Origin of the sequence: Marinomonas phycocola, from assembly GCF_047525455.1 — a bacterium.
Lineage (GTDB): Bacteria > Pseudomonadota > Gammaproteobacteria > Pseudomonadales > Marinomonadaceae > Marinomonas.
In genome coordinates this window covers 93,101-113,042 of record NZ_JBLIXL010000010.1, presented here as the reverse complement: position 1 = coordinate 113,042, position 19,942 = coordinate 93,101, and the positions used below count along the sequence as shown (strand labels likewise).

21 protein-coding genes are annotated in these 19,942 nt (G+C 41.1%); 9 read left to right on the top strand and 12 right to left on the bottom strand.

Going from position 1 to position 19,942, the window contains the following annotated elements; translation table 11 throughout:
* Positions 1 to 596 precede the first annotated feature (596 nt).
* Together ACMUMJ_RS09685 and ACMUMJ_RS09680 are read right to left on the bottom strand one after the other, a co-directional pair.
* Positions 597 to 1,556, bottom strand: coding sequence for a 2-hydroxyacid dehydrogenase (locus ACMUMJ_RS09685; protein ID WP_414678634.1), 960 nt, complete (start codon positions 1,554 to 1,556; stop codon positions 597 to 599).
* The gene (locus ACMUMJ_RS09680) at positions 1,553 to 1,966 is read right to left on the bottom strand and encodes a VOC family protein (protein ID WP_414678633.1); all 414 of its coding nucleotides are present in this window, start codon (positions 1,964 to 1,966) and stop codon (positions 1,553 to 1,555) included. The genes ACMUMJ_RS09685 and ACMUMJ_RS09680 overlap by 4 nt, the downstream gene beginning before the upstream one ends.
* 346 nt (positions 1,967 to 2,312) lie before the next feature.
* On the opposite strand from ACMUMJ_RS09680, the gene ACMUMJ_RS09675 reads away from it, so the two are divergent.
* The 3 genes from ACMUMJ_RS09675 to ACMUMJ_RS09665 all read left to right on the top strand — a co-directional run bounded on the left by ACMUMJ_RS09675 (position 2,313) and on the right by ACMUMJ_RS09665 (position 3,948).
* A complete protein-coding gene (locus ACMUMJ_RS09675; RefSeq protein ID WP_414678632.1) occupies positions 2,313 to 2,483 on the top strand; it encodes a hypothetical protein in 171 nt (56 codons plus the stop codon).
* On the top strand, positions 2,471 to 3,283 hold the full coding sequence (locus ACMUMJ_RS09670) for a helix-turn-helix transcriptional regulator (RefSeq protein ID WP_414678631.1): 813 nt from the start codon (positions 2,471 to 2,473) through the stop codon (positions 3,281 to 3,283). Before ACMUMJ_RS09675 ends, ACMUMJ_RS09670 begins: the two co-directional genes overlap by 13 nt.
* Before the next feature lie 101 nt (positions 3,284 to 3,384).
* On the top strand, positions 3,385 to 3,948 hold the full coding sequence (locus ACMUMJ_RS09665; protein ID WP_414678630.1) for a YbhB/YbcL family Raf kinase inhibitor-like protein: 564 nt from the start codon (positions 3,385 to 3,387) through the stop codon (positions 3,946 to 3,948).
* 302 nt (positions 3,949 to 4,250) lie between these two features.
* Here ACMUMJ_RS09665 and ACMUMJ_RS09660 read toward each other — a convergent pair whose 3' ends face one another.
* The 4 genes from ACMUMJ_RS09660 to ACMUMJ_RS09645 form a co-directional block, all read right to left on the bottom strand.
* Positions 4,251 to 5,252: an ABC transporter permease gene (locus ACMUMJ_RS09660; protein ID WP_414678629.1), complete on the bottom strand. Its 1,002-nt coding sequence runs from the start codon at positions 5,250 to 5,252 to the stop codon at positions 4,251 to 4,253.
* Entirely contained in the window at positions 5,249 to 6,757 is a 1,509-nt protein-coding gene (locus ACMUMJ_RS09655) for a sugar ABC transporter ATP-binding protein (protein WP_414678628.1), read from the bottom strand. The genes ACMUMJ_RS09660 and ACMUMJ_RS09655 overlap by 4 nt, the downstream gene beginning before the upstream one ends.
* A gap of 1 nt (position 6,758) precedes the next feature.
* On the bottom strand, positions 6,759 to 7,700 hold the full coding sequence (locus ACMUMJ_RS09650; protein ID WP_414678627.1) for an ABC transporter permease: 942 nt from the start codon (positions 7,698 to 7,700) through the stop codon (positions 6,759 to 6,761).
* Positions 7,701 to 7,801: 101 nt separating this feature from the next.
* The gene (locus tag ACMUMJ_RS09645; protein WP_414678626.1) at positions 7,802 to 8,752 is read right to left on the bottom strand and encodes a sugar ABC transporter substrate-binding protein; all 951 of its coding nucleotides are present in this window, start codon (positions 8,750 to 8,752) and stop codon (positions 7,802 to 7,804) included.
* A 461-nt stretch (positions 8,753 to 9,213) separates the two neighbouring features.
* On the opposite strand from ACMUMJ_RS09645, the gene minC reads away from it, so the two are divergent.
* The 5 genes from minC (at position 9,214) to ACMUMJ_RS09620 (ending at position 13,515) form a co-directional block, all read left to right on the top strand.
* Positions 9,214 to 9,936 (top strand): septum site-determining protein MinC, encoded by a 723-nt coding sequence (gene minC / locus ACMUMJ_RS09640; RefSeq protein WP_414678625.1) that lies wholly within the window; start codon positions 9,214 to 9,216, stop codon positions 9,934 to 9,936.
* Between the two features lie 74 nt (positions 9,937 to 10,010).
* Positions 10,011 to 10,820: a septum site-determining protein MinD gene (gene minD, locus ACMUMJ_RS09635; RefSeq protein WP_414678624.1), complete on the top strand. Its 810-nt coding sequence runs from the start codon at positions 10,011 to 10,013 to the stop codon at positions 10,818 to 10,820.
* A 1-nt stretch (position 10,821) separates the two neighbouring features.
* Positions 10,822 to 11,076: a cell division topological specificity factor MinE gene (gene minE, locus ACMUMJ_RS09630; RefSeq protein WP_414678623.1), complete on the top strand. Its 255-nt coding sequence runs from the start codon at positions 10,822 to 10,824 to the stop codon at positions 11,074 to 11,076.
* A gap of 108 nt (positions 11,077 to 11,184) precedes the next feature.
* Positions 11,185 to 12,345, top strand: a complete 1,161-nt coding sequence (locus ACMUMJ_RS09625; protein ID WP_414678622.1) for a cytochrome-c peroxidase — start codon at positions 11,185 to 11,187, stop codon at positions 12,343 to 12,345.
* Between the two features lie 117 nt (positions 12,346 to 12,462).
* Positions 12,463 to 13,515 (top strand): aldo/keto reductase, encoded by a 1,053-nt coding sequence (locus ACMUMJ_RS09620; RefSeq protein WP_414678621.1) that lies wholly within the window; start codon positions 12,463 to 12,465, stop codon positions 13,513 to 13,515.
* A gap of 127 nt (positions 13,516 to 13,642) precedes the next feature.
* On the opposite strand, the gene ACMUMJ_RS09615 is transcribed toward ACMUMJ_RS09620, so the two are convergent.
* Positions 13,643 to 14,716 carry a 3-deoxy-7-phosphoheptulonate synthase gene (locus ACMUMJ_RS09615; protein WP_414678620.1) on the bottom strand — a complete coding sequence of 358 codons (1,074 nt, stop codon included), beginning with the start codon at positions 14,714 to 14,716 and terminating at the stop codon, positions 13,643 to 13,645.
* 46 nt (positions 14,717 to 14,762) lie between these two features.
* Positions 14,763 to 15,539: a sulfite exporter TauE/SafE family protein gene (locus ACMUMJ_RS09610; RefSeq protein WP_414678619.1), complete on the bottom strand. Its 777-nt coding sequence runs from the start codon at positions 15,537 to 15,539 to the stop codon at positions 14,763 to 14,765.
* A gap of 107 nt (positions 15,540 to 15,646) precedes the next feature.
* Here ACMUMJ_RS09610 and cysB point away from each other — a divergent pair, with 107 nt between their 5' ends.
* Positions 15,647 to 16,621 carry an HTH-type transcriptional regulator CysB gene (gene cysB, locus ACMUMJ_RS09605; RefSeq protein ID WP_414678618.1) on the top strand — a complete coding sequence of 325 codons (975 nt, stop codon included), beginning with the start codon at positions 15,647 to 15,649 and terminating at the stop codon, positions 16,619 to 16,621.
* 100 nt (positions 16,622 to 16,721) lie between these two features.
* On the opposite strand, the gene ACMUMJ_RS09600 is transcribed toward cysB, so the two are convergent.
* From ACMUMJ_RS09600 to ACMUMJ_RS09585, 4 genes are all read right to left on the bottom strand, one after another.
* The gene (locus tag ACMUMJ_RS09600) at positions 16,722 to 17,129 is read right to left on the bottom strand and encodes a DUF2069 domain-containing protein (RefSeq protein ID WP_414678617.1); all 408 of its coding nucleotides are present in this window, start codon (positions 17,127 to 17,129) and stop codon (positions 16,722 to 16,724) included.
* A gap of 21 nt (positions 17,130 to 17,150) precedes the next feature.
* On the bottom strand, positions 17,151 to 17,750 hold the full coding sequence (wrbA, locus tag ACMUMJ_RS09595; RefSeq protein ID WP_414678616.1) for an NAD(P)H:quinone oxidoreductase: 600 nt from the start codon (positions 17,748 to 17,750) through the stop codon (positions 17,151 to 17,153).
* Positions 17,750 to 18,094, bottom strand: a complete 345-nt coding sequence (arsC, locus tag ACMUMJ_RS09590) for an arsenate reductase (glutaredoxin) (protein WP_414678615.1) — start codon at positions 18,092 to 18,094, stop codon at positions 17,750 to 17,752. The genes wrbA and arsC overlap by 1 nt, the downstream gene beginning before the upstream one ends.
* Positions 18,095 to 18,203: 109 nt before the next feature.
* Complete coding sequence (locus ACMUMJ_RS09585) at positions 18,204 to 19,940, bottom strand: proline--tRNA ligase (protein ID WP_414678614.1); 1,737 nt, start codon at positions 19,938 to 19,940, stop codon at positions 18,204 to 18,206.
* Between the last annotated feature and the right edge of the window lie 2 nt (positions 19,941 to 19,942).

The following is a 19,942-nucleotide window of genomic DNA, read 5'->3' as shown; positions in this document are numbered from 1 at the left end:
TCGGTTGGACCACAAATCAAGGTAATAGAAACTTGGGGGGAGGATGTAAACATGAGAGATGACTCCTTGAGGAAAAGAAATCATCACTTTATGTGAATCGAAATTTGATTGTTATGTGTGGTTCGCTGGACGCTTACGCTTCTTCTACACCTGATTATCAGTGTCGCACTTATTATCTGAATTTAGGAGTATATAAATAGAGAAAAAATTGTTTCATCTGCCATTATTTTAGTAGTCGTTGGTGCTGGTATCTATTACGAAAAATTCTGCTTAAGCGTGGTGGGTTTTCAATGGAGGGCGATCAATATATTTTTTTGGGAGTCTTATTGCTTGGTGTACAGATGACAAATCATGGGTTCTTAACATTAGATACAGATAAAAAAAACAATGGAATGAAACAGTTGAAGATAAGTTCTAACGTGTTATTTCTACAATAGAATAAGCCATCTTTGAGTGGTTTATTGTGTCTGTTTTCTGGATTCCCTCCAAATATTTAGAACCTAACTGTTTGATTCTAAATATTATAATCAGTTGTTGTCCAATCCATCATGGGTGCAATAGGAAAGAAATATCCAGTGTGTACATTCTGTTGAAGGTTAATAGCCCCTTAGTAAATCCACTGTGTCTGGAATCGTGCCGTGTTCTCGATAGCGAGTGATATTGTCCGCGACGATTTTGGACGCGGTGTCTAGGTTGGTGGTGGCGGAAATGTGGGGTAATATTGATAATTTAGGATGCTGCCAAAGAGGGCTGTTTTCTGTGAGTGGCTCTTGCTCAAACACATCTAAAACGGCGTGCGATAGATGGTCGGTATCGAGTGCGTTTATTAGGTCGTCGTGATTGACTATGCCACCCCTAGCGAAGTTGATGATTTTAGCGCCTTTCGGTAACAAGCTCAGTGTTTCTTTGCTCAGTAGTTTATGTGTTTGATCAGTTAAGGGAAGTAGACAGATCAATATGTCTGTTTTTTTAAGCAGGGCGAATAAACCGTCTTGCTCTGAGTAATGAGTAACATTGGCAATGTCTTTGTGATTTCTGCTCCAGCTATTGACGTTGAAACCTTGGTTAACGAGCGCCTGCATGGCTGCTGTGCCTAATTCTCCTGTACCAAGCACAGAAACATGAACGGTGTTAATGGCTGGGCAGGGGATGGGACGCCAGAGGTTTTGTTTTTGTTGCGCCATGTATTCGGGAATATTTCGATATAAGTACAAGCTCCATGTCAGTGCTGCTTCAGCCATGGTGTTGGCAAGGTAAGGGTCGATCAATCTGACTAATTGGGTGGGGTGTGTTTTGCCTTGATTGATGGATCGAAACGTATTAACCATAGTCTCGACACCTGCCCATAAACTCTGTACCCAGATTAAGTTAGGAAAGCGCTTTAATGCATCGACGCTTGGATTGGCGACTATGGCCAATTCTACTTGACTTGCTTGCTCATCGGTTAATTGATCTGCAACGACAATGATTTCATTGGGCAATAAGATAGTGAATTGAGCAAGCCATTTCTCTTGGTTTTCCATGTCCATATTGTGAATAAAGGCGATGTTTTTCATGCTTGGAATACCTGTTCTGTATTGGCAAAACTTTTAAGTTCGATTGGGTTACCAAAAGGGTCGCTAAAGAACATGGTGTGTTGTTCTCCCGCCTGTCCCTCAAATCGCACACTGGGTTGAATGATAAAGTTGGTGTCGAGTGCGTGCAATTTCGTAGCCAACTCTTTCCATTGGGCGATCGGTAAAATAGCGCCAAAGTGTGGCATGGGAACGGCAATCTTATCGACTTTTCCTGTAGGCTTGACATGAAAAGGTTCTCCTATGTGCAGCGAAAGTTGATGCCCGAAGAAGTTGTAATCGACCCATGTTTCGGTTCTTCGCCCTTGTTTGCAGCCTAATGTGTTGGTATAGAATTCACATGCAGTTTCTAAATCTGTGACATTGAATGCTAAGTGAAAGATAGATTGCATAGCGTATTCCCCTTTGGTCAGATGCCTATTAAATGAATAAATAAATTGTAGTCGATAAATTAGCAATCTTTCTTCGCAAGAGATACTGTCTTTTCGTTGTTATCATAGTAAGGAAATCTTTCAGTTATCCTAATTTGGTCGTTCTATCATATTGATTTGTATTACTGGTGCTTTATGTTGAAATGACGTTAATCATTAGTTTAGAGGTTTAGATATAAAGCAATCCGTTTGATTATGACTCTATTTTCTAGAGTAGATGTTGACCAGACCCTATTTAATTTACTATTGTGGCGCATATGAAATTACAGTCGCTTACATTCTTCTCTTTGTAAAAGATGTATCGTGCTTGACTTATTTGTCTGAGCGACGACGTTTATTGGAACAAGAGTGGGATTACTTTGGCGAATTTGATGAGCAACGTTATCGAAACATGGGCTGGTATGTCCATTCTTATGATACGGGCGGTACGGTTTTAAAATATAAAAAGCATGAGCACTCTTTATTATGCCATTGTTAATTGAGTCTGTTAAAGCGTTCATTGATACCGAGCAAATACAACCTTTTTCTATTTATTCGTCGGTGAAAGAGCAACACATTCTGAATGTGCCCATTATTAAACCCCTTTTAATTTTTGTATTAGACGGTGAAAAAAATCTTAAAGGGGAAACAACAACGGTGTGCCCTACGGGCAGTTTTGTTTTTTTATCCAATAGTCCTAATACGGATATGCGTAATATTCCAAGTGAAAGAGAATACTTTGCGCTCTTGATAGAGTTTGAATTAGAGGATTTTAGCGTATTTGATCGACGCTCTAAAAGACCGTCAGAGCATTTAATCGGTGCTATTTCTGATGGCTTAGCAAAAACCATTATACAGTTTATCGAATGGTCACAATTCACCCCTGCGACGATGTGGTCTATTAGAAGAAAGGAAATTCTTCAATATTTGTATTATTTAGGCCATGAAGGTGTGGCGAACTTATCGGACATCCCTAGTATCAGTCACCAAGTGTACAGCATGATCAGTGCGGATGTTGCTGAAGACGTATCGACGGGCATGGATGAACTGTGTGGAAGGCTGGCAATGAGTGAATCGACGTTACGCAGAAGGTTGAAGTCGGAAGGCACATCTTTGCAAGGACTTAAAGACCAAGCGAAATTGAGTTACGGCTTGCATTTATTGCAGACCACGAAATACACGATACAAACCATTGCTAGTAACTGTGGGTATCAATCTCAATCTCGATTTACTCAACGGTTTAAGCAGCGATTTGGTCTTACACCCACCGATCTACGAAAAACAAAGTTGACGGATTAGGGCGAAAGACTGACTCTTTTTTAGAGAACGTCCATTGCATAAGGCGCTTACTATAACGACTTGTTCATATTCATTTCAGATAATACGTTTGTGAGGTATTTATGTTGCCGTTATTGGTTAAATCTGCTGTATTTGTTTTATCATTTTCTTCTGCAATGTCTTTTGCTGATTCGAGTTCTTTTACGTTAAAAAGTGATGATATTCGATCGAATGAAATGATGCCAGTTGCCCAAGAATTTAAGGGCTTTGGTTGCAGTGGAGGAAATGTCTCCCCTCAATTATCTTGGTCTAATCCGCCAATGGGAACCGCTGCATTTGCCGTAACCGCCTACGATCCAGATGCTCCGACAGGCAGTGGCTGGTGGCATTGGCAAGTAGTGAATATACCAGCGGATGTAAGGGGGTTGGCTGCAGATGCAGGTGATAGTGCGACCCAGAGTTTACCGAAAGGCAGTATTCAAATTAAAAATGATTACGGTTTTTCTGGGTTTGGAGGCGCTTGCCCTCCAAAAGGGCACGGTACACACCGTTATCAATTTACGGTTCATGCACTGTCAAAACCATTAGAGCTGCCAGAAGACGCTTCAGGTGCCTTGACTGGGTATATGATCAATGCCCATTCAATTGCTAAAAGTACCATTGAGGCTCTATATAGAAGAGACTAAGAAAGTGTAATAATTGAAACGCACGGTGGCATCCATTGAGTGTGCTTACCGTGCTTGCTACAGGACAAGGGGTTCCAGCTCAAAAAAACGGTAATTCCATGTATTAAACCAAATTTTATGTGTATTTTTTTCGTTTTCTATGGTTGTTTTAGATGCAGTCTCCATATCATGAGGCTACGTCCCTCTTGATCTTGTAAGTGAGAAAATTTTGTTCCGTGTAGAAACGTTCTAATTCTAAAATGAACAGGTTGATAGCGGCTTTCATGCGCTATTCAAACTTTCTTCAAGGGCAATAATGTAGGTCAATTGTTCGCGTGATTGCCTTCTAATCGTTGTGTCTTAATGTGTATCAATCGATTTTCCTGCCTATGTGCGGACAAACGGTCTACGGCAATGGCGGCTAATAATACGCTGCCTCGTACAATGTCGTAGATATAAGGCGATGCATTCACAAGGTTGAGTCCATTATCAATGAGTACCAAAAAGAAAGCGCCAAACACGCTGCCAACAATGGTTCCTGAGCCTCCGGTTAATTTAGTACCACCTAAAATAACAGCGGCAATGACGGTAAATTCAATGCCTATCCCTATCCCCGACTGCAAACCACCAACACGAGCTAAAAGAATCAGTGCAGATATGCCTGTGACCAATCCACCAATGGCGTAAACCGCAACGGTCACTTTGCCAACGGGTAAATTAGACTCGGTTGCAGAGCGTGCCGAGCTGCCAATTGCTTTTGCATAAAGACCTAAACGGGTGTGGTTTAGCAGATAAACCCCAAGAATAAAAATGATAATAAGTAGGATAATTGGGACAGGCAGTCCGAAAATTTTACCGTTTCCTAGAAAGCCCATTTCTCTCGGAACAGGAATGTTTTGCGCGCCTGTTAAATGAATCGCCATACCTCGATAAATAGAGTAAGTCGCTAGCGTGGTGATCAGCGGTGATATTTTGAATCGTATCACCAAGGCACCGTTAATCGTGCCTAATAGAGTTGCACAAGCAATGGCCGCTGAAAACGCAAAAAAGTAGCTTTGAGTTTCCTGTAATAACTGTGCAAAAAGGGCTGAGCAGAAGAAGAGAATGGCTCCCATTGAAATATCAATACCAGCAGTGATAATGATAAACGTCATTCCTATCGCCATAATGGCCGTCACACCAGATTGAATGAGCATGGATTGGAAGTTAGAGAGCGTCAGGAAAACAGGGGAAACCACCGCTAACATAGCGGCAAACACCACATTGGCAACGGCTATTGGCAGCCACTTTTGTTTTGAAATTAATGTGTTGATTGAATGAATCATGCTTCATTTCCTTGCTCGTTTGTACTGGCCGCTAACGATATGATTTTCACTGAGTCAAATTCATTACGCTGAAATTCGCCTACCATTTTGCCTCGACGCATGACCAAAATGCGTTGCGATACATGCAATAGCTCTGGTAAATCTGAGGAAACAATCACAACGGTGGCACCACCATTGGCCAAATCCATAATTTTTCTATGAATATCAAATTTTGCACCAATGTCTACGCCTTTGGTGGGTTCGTCTAAAATGAAAATTTCGGGTTCGGTTGCCATCCAACGGCTAAGGAGTACTTTTTGCTGGTTGCCGCCACTAAGTGCATTAACGGGCACTTCAATGTGAGGGATGGAAATACCCATGTCGTTAGAAATGGTTTGAGCCGTTTGTCTTTCGCCAGCAAAACCTAGCTTGATCATGCCGTGTTTAATAAACCGATAAATGGCCGCCGCGGATAAATTTTCACGTACAGGTCGGTTAAGAAAAAGACCGTTTGTCCTTCTGTCTTCTGGTAAGTAACAGGCGCGTAATTGCTTCATTGAATCAACGCTTCTGTTTTTAATGTTTTGGCCATTGATGTAAACCGAGCCTGTTGAAGGCCGTAGACCAAAGATGGCTTCGGCCACTTCGGTTCTCCCTGCACCCATCAGACCAGCGATTCCGACTATTTCACCTTTGTTCACAGTAAATGACACGTCCTTGAAATCCGCTGATGATAAATCTTCAACGCGTAATGTTTCTTCATTACTATCAGATTTATGAACAGTGGAAGACTCGTCGATGGTTCTGCCCACCATCATCTCTTCTAATTCACGTCGACTGATGTCTGCTAATGGACCGCTGCCAACCTGCATACCATCTCTTAGCACAATAACACTGTCACACACGCGATAGATTTCTTCTAAGAAGTGAGAGATAAAAATAATGGCAATGCCTTTGTCTCTTAATTTGTCGAGTAAGGCAAAGAGCTTTTCTCTTTCTATTGCGGTAAGGGACGTGGTGGGTTCATCTAAGATGAGTACTTTATCGGCATGCAACAGCGCTTTGCCGATTTCAACGATTTGTTGTTTTCCAGCACCTAATGATTCAACGGTTGCCGATGGGTCTATTTCAATGCCTAAAAAATCCAATTGCTCTTTGGCTATTTGCTCTACGGCTTTCCAGTCTATGCGTGCGGCGGAACCGGGTAATTGTCCGATACACATGTTCTCTGCAACGGATAATGAGCCAAAAAGGCTTAACTCTTGATGTACGGCTGAAATGCCGTGAGCGTGACCTTCGTTCTTTTCTACTCGTTGACCATTTACAGAAATTTCGCCTTCAGTGGGTTCTAATAAACCGCACAGCATGTTTTTTGTGGTGGATTTTCCTGCGCCATTCTCACCAACTAACCCCACAACCTGACCGGGATATAGATCAAACGATACCCCGTTTACAACGGTTTTCCCTGAGAACGATTTTTTCAATGCTCTGAATGAAAGTAGTGGAGTTGTTTCTTGATTTAACAAATTAATGTCTCCTTGAACTTAATTTCATAGCGAGCCAGGTGCCCATAAAAATTAATAGGCCTTGAATGATTAGCTGATCGTAAAATGGAATGCCGATGAGGTTAAGGCCACTGATAAGTACGGAAAGTAAGCCGATGCCCAATACGGTTCTTGTGATAGAGCCTTCTCCACCATCCATTGTTGTGCCTCCAAGTACCACGGCACCGATAATAAGTAACAATAACGTATCACCTACCCCTGGAATGGCATTACCAAGATTAGAGATACTGATAAAGCCTGCAATACCTGCGAGTAAACCAGAGAGGCTGTAAACACTGATTTCGGTGAGCTTTACGTTAATGCCAGAGAAATGAGCGGCATTCCGGTTGCTACCAATCAGCATTACATGGCGTCCCCATTGTGTTTGACTCAGTAACAGTACACAGAGTACAACAACAAGAAGACCAACCCAGGTAACGGCAGGAACACCAAATACGGTGACGAAGCCAAAATCCATCAGTGAGTAGGGGGTGCCTTGTACAGCAATCCCTTGAGACAGTACAAACGCAATACCACGCGCGATAAGTTGAGTTGCCATGGTCGTAATAAAAGGGGTAAGGCCGAGGCCGCCTATTAATAGGCCATTAATGAGGCCAAATCCAAGTCCAACGCCTATTGCTGTCAGACCGCCGAGGAAAACACTTTCAGTAGCCGCCATAACCAGACCTGAAATAACAGCACTGGCACTGATAACGGTTGAAATAGAAAGATCAATACCGCCCATCAAGAATACGAATGTCATACCAACAGAGGCAATTAAGACAACCGAGTTAGCCGCTAACATGGCTTCAATGTTGCCTGATGTTAAGAAAAAGGGGGAAAACAGTGAAAATACAGTAAATAGTGCAACGAGTATGGGGGCTATAGGATAGGATTTTACTGTGGTCGATATCGCTTTTAGCATTGTTTCTTTCACTTTTTTTGTTCAAAAGGCCGCATCAGTAATGATGCGGCAGAGTTAAGCGCTTCTGCTTGGATAGAAGTTATATAGGCCGTTAATATGAGTTATTTGGCTCCCCAGATAGACGCTTTATGCTGAACAATGTTACCTGTTGTATAGAAGTTACCTGATACAACGTTGCGACGTTCAACGGTCTCACCGTTCATGAGTTTCGTTGCTAAATCCACCGCAGTACGACCAATTTTATCTAGGTTCATAACAACGATACCATCCGCAGTACCTTTTGCTGTTGATTGATAGCCATCAAGTGAGCCATTGATTCCTGTTACAACAACATGGCCGTCTTCTCCTACTTGTTTTAGCTTACCAAGATCGGTCAGTACGGTTTCAACCGATGGGATTTGAGTGTCTGTTGCTGCAAAAACAGAGTGCACTACAGCATTTGCTTGAAATGCATTTTGAGTACCAGCAAGGGCGCGGGCAGAATCCCAACCGGTAGGAACTTCGATTAGTTTTACATTCTCTAAGCTTGCAATGCCTTCACGAAAGCCTTTACTGCGATCGATACCGTTTTGATCATTCAGCGCACCGATAAGCTCAACAATGATTTTTTCACCTTGAACGTTTTTCAATTGCTGTGCTGTGTAATTACCTGCTAAACGACCGTCAGCAAGTGAATCTGGCCCAACAAATGTATCAACAACGCGGCTTTTAGGTAGGCTGCGATCATAAGCAATAATAGCGATGCCTGCACGCTTTGCGGCAATCAGTGCACGCTCTATTGTATTTTGATCTACCGCACAGACCAAAATGGCTTTTACACCTTGAGTAATGAGCGATTGAATTTGTTGGTTTTGAGTTTGTGCATCACCATCTGCAACGACTTCAATAACAGTGTAGCCACGTTTCATGGCTTCATCTTTTATGGCATCGTTTTCGGCAACGCGACTTTCAAATAATTGGTCAACCGCAAGACCAATTTTGATTTTTTCAGAAGCTATTGCAGTCGTTGCTGCAAATAAAAACGAAAAAACTAAGACTAAGAACTGTTTCATATGGATAGATCCTTTTTGATTTATTTTTTTTATCAAAGGCGTTAAGTATAAATAACATATACTTTTAAAACGATTCAAATGTGAAGCGCCTAGTAAAGATAGTGTCACAGGTTAACCAATTTATCAAACAGGTCTAGTAAGTTCAATAAAAATCAATTAACTGGTTGATCGATATTTGTTAAATCCTATTGTACACTGCCACCTAGGATAGGCGTGGTTAAATAAAAAGTCTTAGTATAGGCTCATGTATCATCAAAATTTAAGCAAGCGAATTTACTCGACGAAGAGGGAAAGCCTACAGATCAGATTGCCCTAAGTTTTTTGTTGTAAAGCTCGTGTTTTTCTTTTTTAAAAGGAGTAATACTTTCATTAATTTTTGAGCTTGCTAGAATAGGGGGTTGTTATTTTAGTCAGTGTATTTATAGAAAATGCATTCTTATAAGATAAAAAGGAACGTGTGCATGAAAGAAACAGACTTCCATTTAAAAGGAAGTGTCGTTACAACCGTTTTGCTTGAGCTTCATCGGTTCTCTTTTCCTGATGTAATTAATCAAATAAAGGAAAAAATTGATCAAGCACCGCATTTCTTTAGTCAAGCACCGCTTATTATCGATGTCTCAAAACTTGAAAGTGATATGAGTTTAATTGAATTGAATTCATTGGTTTCACAAGTGACAGCACTGGGCTTTAGACCTATTGGTTGGCGCAGTGTTGGCGCGGGTTTACCTACATGGCATAATGACTTTCACTTACCTTTGTTACCTCCAAGTAAAACCCGATCTATTACCCCTCCAATTGTTGAAACTGAAAAAAACCCTGATGTGGTTGTGAAAACAATTGTACAGGAGAAAGTGGTCTCTCAGCCGACAAAAGTAATTACAAAACCGATTCGATCAGGTCAACAAGTGTATGCAGAAGGGGATCTAGTGATCTTGGCTCCTGTGGGTGCCGGTGCAGAAGTGTTAGCGGAAGGTAATATTCATGTTTATGGTGCGTTACGTGGGCGAGCATTGGCTGGTGTAAATGGCGATGTAAATGCAAGAATTTTCTGCAAAAGTATGGAAGCTGAACTCGTTGCAATTGCAGGGAATTTTATGTTGAGTGATGCATTGCATGAAATCATTTGGAAAGAATCGGCTCAGGTATTGTTAAACGGTGAGAATTTAGAAATTCTTGCATTATAAAATACATGCATAATTATATTGTGTTTTAAACGCTTTAAATTAGACTTATGAAAAAGTCACTAGGAGATAAGGCATTGGCAAAGATTATTGTGGTCACATCAGGTAAAGGTGGTGTAGGTAAAACCACCTCTAGTGCGGCAATTGGCACGGGGTTGGCTTTAAAAGGGTATAAAACCGTTATTATAGATTTTGATGTAGGCTTACGTAACCTTGATCTCATTATGGGCTGTGAGCGTAGAGTCGTATATGACTTTGTTAATGTTATTAATAAAGAAGCAACACTAAGCCAAACATTGATTAAGGACAAACGTACTAAAAATTTATCTATTTTACCTGCTTCACAGACAAGAGATAAGGATGCTCTTACAGAGGATGGTGTGAAGTCTGTATTAGATGAATTATCAGAAACGTTTGATTACATTGTTTGTGACTCTCCTGCTGGTATTGAAAAAGGGGCTCAAATGGCCTTGTACTTTGCGGACGTTGCAATTGTTGTTACGAATCCAGAAGTGTCGTCAGTACGAGACTCAGACCGTATTTTAGGTATTTTACAGAGTAAATCGCGTCGCGCTGAACAGGGTGAAGAGCCAATAGAAGAACACTTACTGCTAACTCGTTATAACCCTGAAAGGGCTGAGCTAGGCGAAATGTTGAGTGTTGGTGATGTAGAGGAAATTTTGGCCATTCCTTTACTAGGTGTGATTCCTGAGTCAGAAGCGGTGTTGAAAGCATCAAATCAGGGTACTCCTGTTATTTTGGATGCTCAATCAGAAGCCGGTCTTGCTTATGATGATGCGGTGGATAGGCTGTTAGGTGAGAAGCGACCATTACGTTTTCTTGATGTGCAGAAAAAGGGATTCTTTAAACGTTTGCTAGGGGGTTAGAGTGGGGATTTTTGATTATTTTAAAAGTAAATCAGAGGCTAACTCTGCATCTGTTGCTAAGGAAAGACTACAGATCATAGTTGCTCATGAAAGAGGCCGTCGTAAACAGCCTGACTATTTACCGCAAATGCAGCGAGAAATTATAGCGGTGATTCGTAAGTACGTTCATGTTAATGATAATGATGTATTGATTCAACTTGATGATACTGATGATTGCTCTGTTCTTGAATTGAACGTTACATTGCCAGAAAAATGAAGCTAGTGGCTTAAATAGCATCGTAGTTAGAAAACGCGGATCTTCGCGTTTTTTTTCAAGTGAAAAATAATTGGTAATGATTTTCATTGTACTTTTAAGGTGTTTTTAGTGAATGTTTCTACCTGTTTTGTCTTGTTGTGTGCTGTCTTTATAGTGAGTTGTAAAGGTGGGAAGCCGATTAAGCCGAACTTTGATAGTCGAGTAGCTCAAGATGCACTGTCGCAGTTAGGTGCAGTGCTGTATTTTGATGTTAATTTGTCTAAAAATAGAAATCAATCCTGTGCGACATGCCATAATCCTCAAAAAGGGTTTATTGATGACAGAGATAATGGTGTGTTTGGTGCTGTTTCTTTAGGGTCGGATACTCAATCATTGGGGGATCGAAATGCCCCAACAGCCTCTTATGCTGCATTGAACCCTCGCTTTCACAAGAATTCAAAAGGGCATTATGTTGGTGGACAATTTCATGACGGTAGGGAGTCAACTTTAGCTGGGCAGGCTGGTGGGCCACCGTTAAACCCGATAGAAATGGGGATGGAAAGTAAGCAAGCCGTTGCGGCTCGAATTAATGAAAATGCGTTTTATGTAGATAAATTTAAGCAGTTGTTCGGAGCCGATGTACTGACAAATGAAGAGCTGCTCTATGATGCGATGACTCAAAGCATTATGGCGTTTGAAAAGACGGAAGTGTTTATGCCGTTTGATTCAAAATACGATAGAGTGCTTCGGGGTGAAGAAACGTTTACTTCGCAAGAAGAGCTGGGGAAAACATTGTTTTTCTCTCAGCAATTTACTAACTGTAATGCTTGCCATCAGTTAAACAAATCGCCTTTTTATAGTCGTGAAACCTTTACTAACTACCGTTATGAGAATATTGGTGTACCTGTAAATCGATTTGTTAGAGAAAAAAATGGCATGTTTGATAAAAAAGATGCTGGTTTACTACTGAATCCTCAAGTTGATGATCATCAAGAGCGCGGAAAGTTTAGAGTGCCAACATTGCGAAATGTCGCGGTCACTGGACCTTATATGCATAATGGTGTCTTTCAAGACCTAAGAACCGTGATTGAATTTTATGATCGTTTTAATAATAAAAGCCGTCGAATTAATCCCGAAACCAATGAGTTATGGGAGAGTCCCGAATGGCCGAAAACTGTGAATCTAACCGAACTTGAAAAGGGCCCTGCACTCACTGATCAAAAAATAGATGCATTGGTTGCTTTCCTAAATACGCTAACGGATAAGAAGTTTGAGCCATTGATTCATTAAGTAGTATAAAATGTGGCTCTATTGGTTGTTCTACGCTTGAATTTAAAGCGTTTTAACGTTTTATTACCTGACGTTTTGTGTGTTAATTTATCGATATGTATATTAAAGGAATCTCAAATGAAGTTTTCTCCATTAGGTAGTAGTGGTTTATCGGTTTCACGTATTTGCTTAGGCACAATGACATGGGGGACTCAAAATAATCAATCGGATGCGGATGAGCAAATCCAGTATGCCTTAAGTGAAGGAATAAATTTTCTCGATACGGCTGAGATGTACTCTGTTCCACCAACCGAAGAAAGTTATGGTAAAACAGAAACCATTATTGGCAATTGGATAGAAAGAAACCCAGGCCGTCGCCAAGAGTTTATCTTAGCAACAAAAATTGCAGGCCCTGGATTACCTTATGTTCGTAATGCCTCTCCAATTACAGGTAAAACAATAGTAGAAGCGATTGATGCATCTCTAGCGCGTCTTAAAACAGACTATATTGACTTATACCAACTTCATTGGCCAAACCGTACTAGCCCTCATTTTGCAAAGCATCATCCAAACCAAATTAATTTCAGTCAGGTGGATGGCACGAAAGAAAGTGAAGGTATGCTTGATATCTTAATTGCGTTGGATAAATGCATCAAAGAAGGCAAAATTCGCCATTTTGGGTTATCGGATGATACCCCTTGGGGAGTTAATGAATTTGTCCGTCTTAGTGAAATTCATAATTTAGCGAAACCGGTCTCTATTCAAAATGAATTCAGTTTGTTACACGCAAAAGATTGGCCTTATCTAATTGAAAACTGTATACATCAAGATGTGGCTTACCTTCCTTGGTCTCCATTAGCGACAGGCTCTTTAACTGGGAAATACGTTGGTGGAGCAAGGCCAGAAGGGAGTCGTTGGAGCTTTGCTCAACGTCACGGTTTGTTTAGAGACACTGAACTTGCAGAACAGGCGGTTATCGCATATTTGGAAGTGGCTAAAAAACATGGTATTTCGCCGGCAACATTGGCGTTGGCATGGTGTGATCAGGTTGACGGAGTGACTTCTACGATTATAGGAGCAACAAGTTTGGCTCAGCTAAAAGAAAATATTGCCGCATTTAAAGAGCCACTTCCAGATGCCGTTATGTTAGATGTAATGGCTGTATACAAACAGTATCCAATGCCTTTTTAATGTATCAAAAGGTGTTGAATACGATCAAATATTTTGTTCTATGTTCGGCCTGAAGAGTATTCGCTAATACAGTAATAAGATAAAAAAGGGCGATTAATATACAATTAATCGCCCTTTTTTATTAAGCTTAGCGTTTTCTTTTTGGCAAGATGTCGCGCAGTTTATCTGCCATGTCTAATATTGTCTCTTCAGTCGCTTTCCAATCAATGCAGGCATCGGTAATGGATACACCGTATTCTAACTTACTTCGATCAGAATTGATTTTTTGATTACCCCAGCCAATATTACTCTCAATCATTAAACCGATGATTGAATTATTGCCTTCAAGAATTTGCTTGGTGGCATCTTTTGCTACCAGTGGCTGAATTTCAGGTTTCTTATTCGAGTTCTCGTGTGAGCAATCAATCATAATGTTATGTGCAAGGCCTGCTTTTGTAAGAGCTTGCTCACTTAACGTAATGTTAACAGAATCGTAGTTTGGCTTACCGTTGCCACCACGAAGCACAAGGTGGCCGTAGGCGTTACCTTTTGTTCTTACAATACTGACTTGCCCTTCTTCATTAATACCAAGGAACGAATGAGGGTGGGAGACAGACTGCATTGCATTGACAGCAACGGTCATAGAACCATCTGTGCCGTTTTTAAAGCCAACAGGTCCAGATAAACCGGATGCCATTTCGCGGTGTGTTTGTGACTCAGTTGTTCTTGCCCCAATAGCTGACCAGCTAATCAAATCTTGAATGTATTGAGGCGAAATAGGGTCAAGTGCTTCCGTCGCTAAAGGCAGGCCAAGTTCAGAAAGGTCAATAAGAAGTTTACGAGCAATGCCCATGCCTTTTTCAACTTCAAATGAATCGTCTAAATTTGGATCATTGATTAAACCTTTCCAGCCAATGGTTGTACGAGGTTTTTCAAAATACGTTCTCATGACGATATAAAGAGTGTCATCTACTTTTTTTGCTAACTCTTTCAAGCGGTGAGCGTAATCAAGAGCGGCTTCTGTATCATGAATAGAGCAAGGGCCGATAACGATAACCAGTCTATGGTCTTTGCCGTCTAGAATATTTTTAATGTCGTCACGTGATTTCGAGATGCTTGCTCTGACACTATCAGTAACAGGGAAAGCTTGCTTCATTTTCTCTGGTGTTATTAATTGAGAGAACGAAGCGATATTCAAATCTTCTAATGTTGAGTCACTCATGTATTGTCCTAATTACTCTTGCAGATCGACTAAGTCGTTATTATATTTAAAAGAACAGGTATTTTACTCCAAATCCCATTAATGCTGTAGCTAAAACTGGTTGTAATACCGCATTTGGAACATAACTTGATAAGTGTGTTCCTACATAGATTGCCGGAATAGAACCAATTAGAAGAGCTGTCAATAATGAGTAGTCAACATTGCCAAGAAATATATGGCCAATACCGGCAACTAGCGTGAGCGGTACGGCATGAGCGAGATCGGTACCAACAATGTTTTTTGCTGCCATCGCGGGGAACAAAAGCATCAATAACGCGGTTCCTAGTGCACCAGCGCCGACTGAGGTTAAGGTGACTAAGACACCCAGTGCAATTCCAGATAAGAATATGTATTTAAGGTTGTGTTCTTTTGTAGAGGGTGATGTGCTTTGTTTTTTTGAACTGATACTAAGGATGTTTCTACGAAAAATAATGACGAAAGCGGTAGCAACTAGCATAACACCCAGTGTCGCGGTTAAAATTTCTTGGTAATGATCTGGTTTATCGTATTGTGAAAGCCAAATAATCGTTAGTAACGAGGAAGGTAGACTGCCTGCAGCCATCGCAGCCATAACTTTCCAATTAACGTGTTTCTTTTTCGCATGGAGATACACGCCCGTGCTTTTAGCTATGCCTGCGTACAGTAGGTCGGTGCCGATGGCGATATGGGGAGGGAAGCCAAACATAAGTAAGAGAGGGGTCATGATTGATCCACCGCCGACTCCTGTCATGCCAACTGCAAGCCCAACGAGTGAGCCTGTTAAAATATACCAAATGAAATCCATCTTTTTTATCTTAGTAAGAATTGTTCTGGCAACGGTAGAGGTTTTTTACTATTCTATAAAGTAATATTTTATTCTTTTTTTAATCCTTTTTCGAATAAGGGAGATGTATGAAACTTCAACAATTAAGATATATTTGGGAAGTGGCTCGTAATGATCTAAATGTATCAGCAACAGCACAAACATTATATACATCTCAACCCGGTGTGAGTAAGCAGATCCGCCTACTTGAAGACGAGCTTGGGGTCGAAGTGTTTGCGCGTAGTGGAAAGCACTTAACTCATATAACACCAGCGGGTGAGAAAATCATTGAGCTGGCTGGCGAAATACTGAATCAAACGCAAAATATTAAACGCATTGCTAAGGAATTTAGTGATGAGAGAAAAGGCGCATTAGACATTGCCACAACGCATACTCAGGCTCGTTATGCACTACCCTCTGTTATTCGTAATTTTATTGAAGAATATCCTGATGTCAGTTTGCATATGCATCAAGGAACCCCAATGCAAATTGCTGAAATGGCAAATGATGGCGCAGTGGATTTTGCAATTGCCACTGAAGCGTTAGAGTTATTTGGTAACCTAATCATGTTGCCTTGTTACACTTGGAATCGATCCGTAGTGATGCCTAAAGAGCACCCGCTTGCGTCAGTTGATTGCCTTACTTTGGAGGAATTGTCTAAGCATCCAATTGTGACCTACGTATTTGGTTTTACTGGTCGTTCTCAATTGGATGAGTCTTTCCATAATGCTGGTTTAGAAGCCAATGTTGTGTTTACAGCGGCGGATTCTGACGTTATTAAAACGTATGTTAGGTTGGGGCTTGGTGTCGGTATTGTCGCTAGCATGGCGTACGATGAGAGACTGGATAATGATTTGGTTGCCATTGATGCTTCACACTTATTCGAGCGCAGTATTACGAAAATTGGTATCCGTTCAAATACGTTTATACGAGGCTACATGTACGATTTTATTCAGTCGTTTGCGCCACATTTAACAAAAGATTTGGTGTCACAGGCGATGTCGATATCGAATAAGCAGATATTGGATGAATTATTTGAAGGGATTGAGTTGCCCCACTATTAAATGAAGCAATTTATATTCATGTTATTTTCTGAAGGGTGACAATTAAGTCCTAAAACATAAAGGGCGAGTGTGTTGGCCGTTTATGTTTTAGGAACGCAATTTATTTTTTTACTGGTAGCTCGGAGAGACCTTTCCATCTAGCATACATAAGAGCAATATTAAATAAGAGGAATGAAAGCAATGTTTGGCTGACACCATATGCCCAGTTCACGCCTTGAGTCCAGTTTAGAACGCCCGCTACAAAATAGATAAGTGTTACGAAACAAATCCAAATAGCACCTCTGTAACTGCCTTTTACACCTCCTGGTATAAGAAGTAATAACGGCGAAATCATGACAAAAAGAAAGATGTAAGGGTGATCAAACTTCATGCTCTGTAAAAATAAATGATGTACACAGATCACTACAATTAGAGCAAAAAGGTTAAGTACCATTAATGGGTAGGTTTGTTTATAGCGTGTGCTTGCTTTTTGCAGCTCATCAGGAGTAACGCTTTCTTTTTTTGCCATGTTAGACAGAACCTTAGATATTTATTTATTAAGTTGTGATACTAAAGTAGCCAACCTTTGGCCTTGTATTTCGCACAAAGCTATTTCATCTTGGCTTAACTCAGTGTTACTCGTACTGCTGGCGAAATGACTGACTCCATAGGGTGTGCCGCCTGTCCTAGTTTGCATCAGTTCTTTAGCTTTATAAGATTGGCTCTGAACGATCATTCCATGATGAAACAGCGGAATAGCAAGTGCATGTAAACACATTTCATGGCCGCCATGCATACTGCTGCCACTGGTAAAAACAGACGCTGGTTTATCAACCAATTTCCCTGTCATCCAGAGGAGAGACGTCTGATCTAGAAAGTGTTTCAATGGAGAGGCAATGCTTCCAAAGTACGATGGGCTGCCTAAAATGAGCCCGCTGCATTCTGCAAGTTCTTCTAAAGTGCAGTAAGGTACACCTTTTTCTGGTATTTCAGGTGTTGTCTCTGTCGTGGTGGGTGCGACATCAGGGACTTGTCTTATTTTGACATCAATAGACGCGTGTTGCTTAATACCGCGCGCTATGTGCTTGGCCATTTCCGCTACGGAACCATGGCGACTGTAGTACAGAATAAGTATGTAAGGAGAAGCCATTAGAACAGTTCCAATACTTGTTCTGGAGGACGACCAATTTTAGCCTTGCCTTTATGAACAACAATAGGGCGTTCGATGAGTTTAGGGTATTGGCACATTGCAGACAGCCTTTGAGCATCGGTTGTTTCTGGTAAATGTAGATTTTGTTCTTTGTAAAGGGCTTCTTTCGTTCTCATCAATTCAATTGGTGTCATAGACAAGAAGTTGAGAAGGTTTTTCAGTTCTTCAACATTGGGGCGTTTTTCCATATACAAACGGACGGTTAATTTAATGCCTTTTTCTTCAAGTAGGGCGAGGGTCTCTCTTGATTTGGAGCATCTTGGGTTATGGAAAATAGTTGTCATTTAAGTGTCCTAAATAAGTGTCTAACAAGATGAAACATCTGGATAGACATAAAAAGTTGAAATAGCATAGAAATACGCTAGGGTGAAATGGATCACCCTAGCGGTACGCTTAAGTGTGATTATTGATTTTGCTTAATAGTGTTTGAAGAACCTCATCTTGAGAAATGTCTTCATTTTCGCCAGAACGACGGTGTTTGTATTCTAACGTGCCATTGGCTAGGCCTTTATCTCCTACAACTAAACGATGAGGAATGCCTAGGAGTTCGCAATCTGCGAATTTTACGCCTGGACGCTCTTTTCGGTCGTCCAGCAACACATCAATACCCGCATCTGTGAAGGCATTGTATAACTCATTGCAAACAGTACGTACATTTTCTGATTTATCGTAATTCATGGCAACGATAGCAAGATTGTATGGCGCAATAGAGTCAGGCCAAATGATGCCTTTGTCGTCGTGGTTTTGTTCTATAGAAGCGGCTACCACTCGGCTCACACCGATGCCATAACACCCCATCCACATGGTTTTGCTTTTACCATTTTCATCTAGAACTGTTGCTTTCATTGCATCGGCATACTGTTGACCTAGCTGAAAGATATGGCCTACTTCGATGCCGCGTTTTATCACTATCTTGCCTTCACCATCTGGCGATGGATCACCTTCAACAACGTTACGAACATCCGCAACGTCAAACCCTGAGCAATCTCGTGACCAGTTTATGCCTGTATAATGGTAGTCATCTTTGTTTGCACCGGCACAAAAATCAGACAGAACAGAGGCAGAGCGATCAACGACAACTTGAATGCCTTTTTCTTTTAAGCCAACAGGGCCAATGGAGCCAAGGCCACAGCCTAGAACTTTCACTATGTCGTCTTCGTTAGCGAATTCGAATGGAACCAGTGCACCAGACAACTTTTCGGCTTTAACTTCGTTGATAGTATGATCGCCACGCAGTACAAGTGCTATAATAGTTGGGCTTTGCTCTTCATCAAGACCTTTGATAAGCATGGTCTTAACCGTTTTTTCGACTGGTAATTTTAGAAACTCAGCGACTTTTTGAATGGTTTTGCAATCAGGAGTGAAGATTTCTTCCATATCTTGTGTTGCCGCATCGGCGGATTGTTTTGTTTCAACTGCTTCTGCCAATTCAATATTGGCTGCGTAATCGGATGAGTCACTGAATGCAATATCATCTTCACCAGAGTCGGCTAACACATGAAATTCATGTGAATAAGCACCGCCGATGCTGCCTGAGTCTGCTCTTACAGGGCGATAGTTTAGACCTATTCGATCGAACACATTGCAATAAGCCTTATGCATTATGTCATAGGTTTTTTGTAACGATGCTGGGTCCACATGGAAAGAGTATGCATCTTTCATCAGGAATTCACGTGAACGCATGACGCCAAAACGAGGGCGAACTTCGTCACGGAATTTTGTTTGGATTTGAAAGAGGTTTAATGGCAGTTGTTTGTAGCTGGTCAACTCATTACGGGCCAGTTCTGTAACGACTTCTTCATGGGTTGGACCAAGGCAATAATCACGGTCATGTCTGTCTTTTAAGCGTAACAGTTCTGGACCGTATTTTTGCCATCTGCCAGTTTCTTTCCAAAGCTCCGCAGGTTGAACTCCTGGCATTAATACTTCAAGAAAGCCCGCTTTTTGCATCTCTTCACGGACAATTTTTTCTGCTTTGCGTAATACTTTTATGCCAGTTGGTAGCCAAGTGTATAGCCCTTTTGAAACTTGGCGTATCATGCCTGCTTTAATCATTAGCTGGTGGCTAATGACGACCGCATCAGTTGGAGAGTTTCTTAGTGTTGAAAATAAATAATTACTTGCGCGCATTG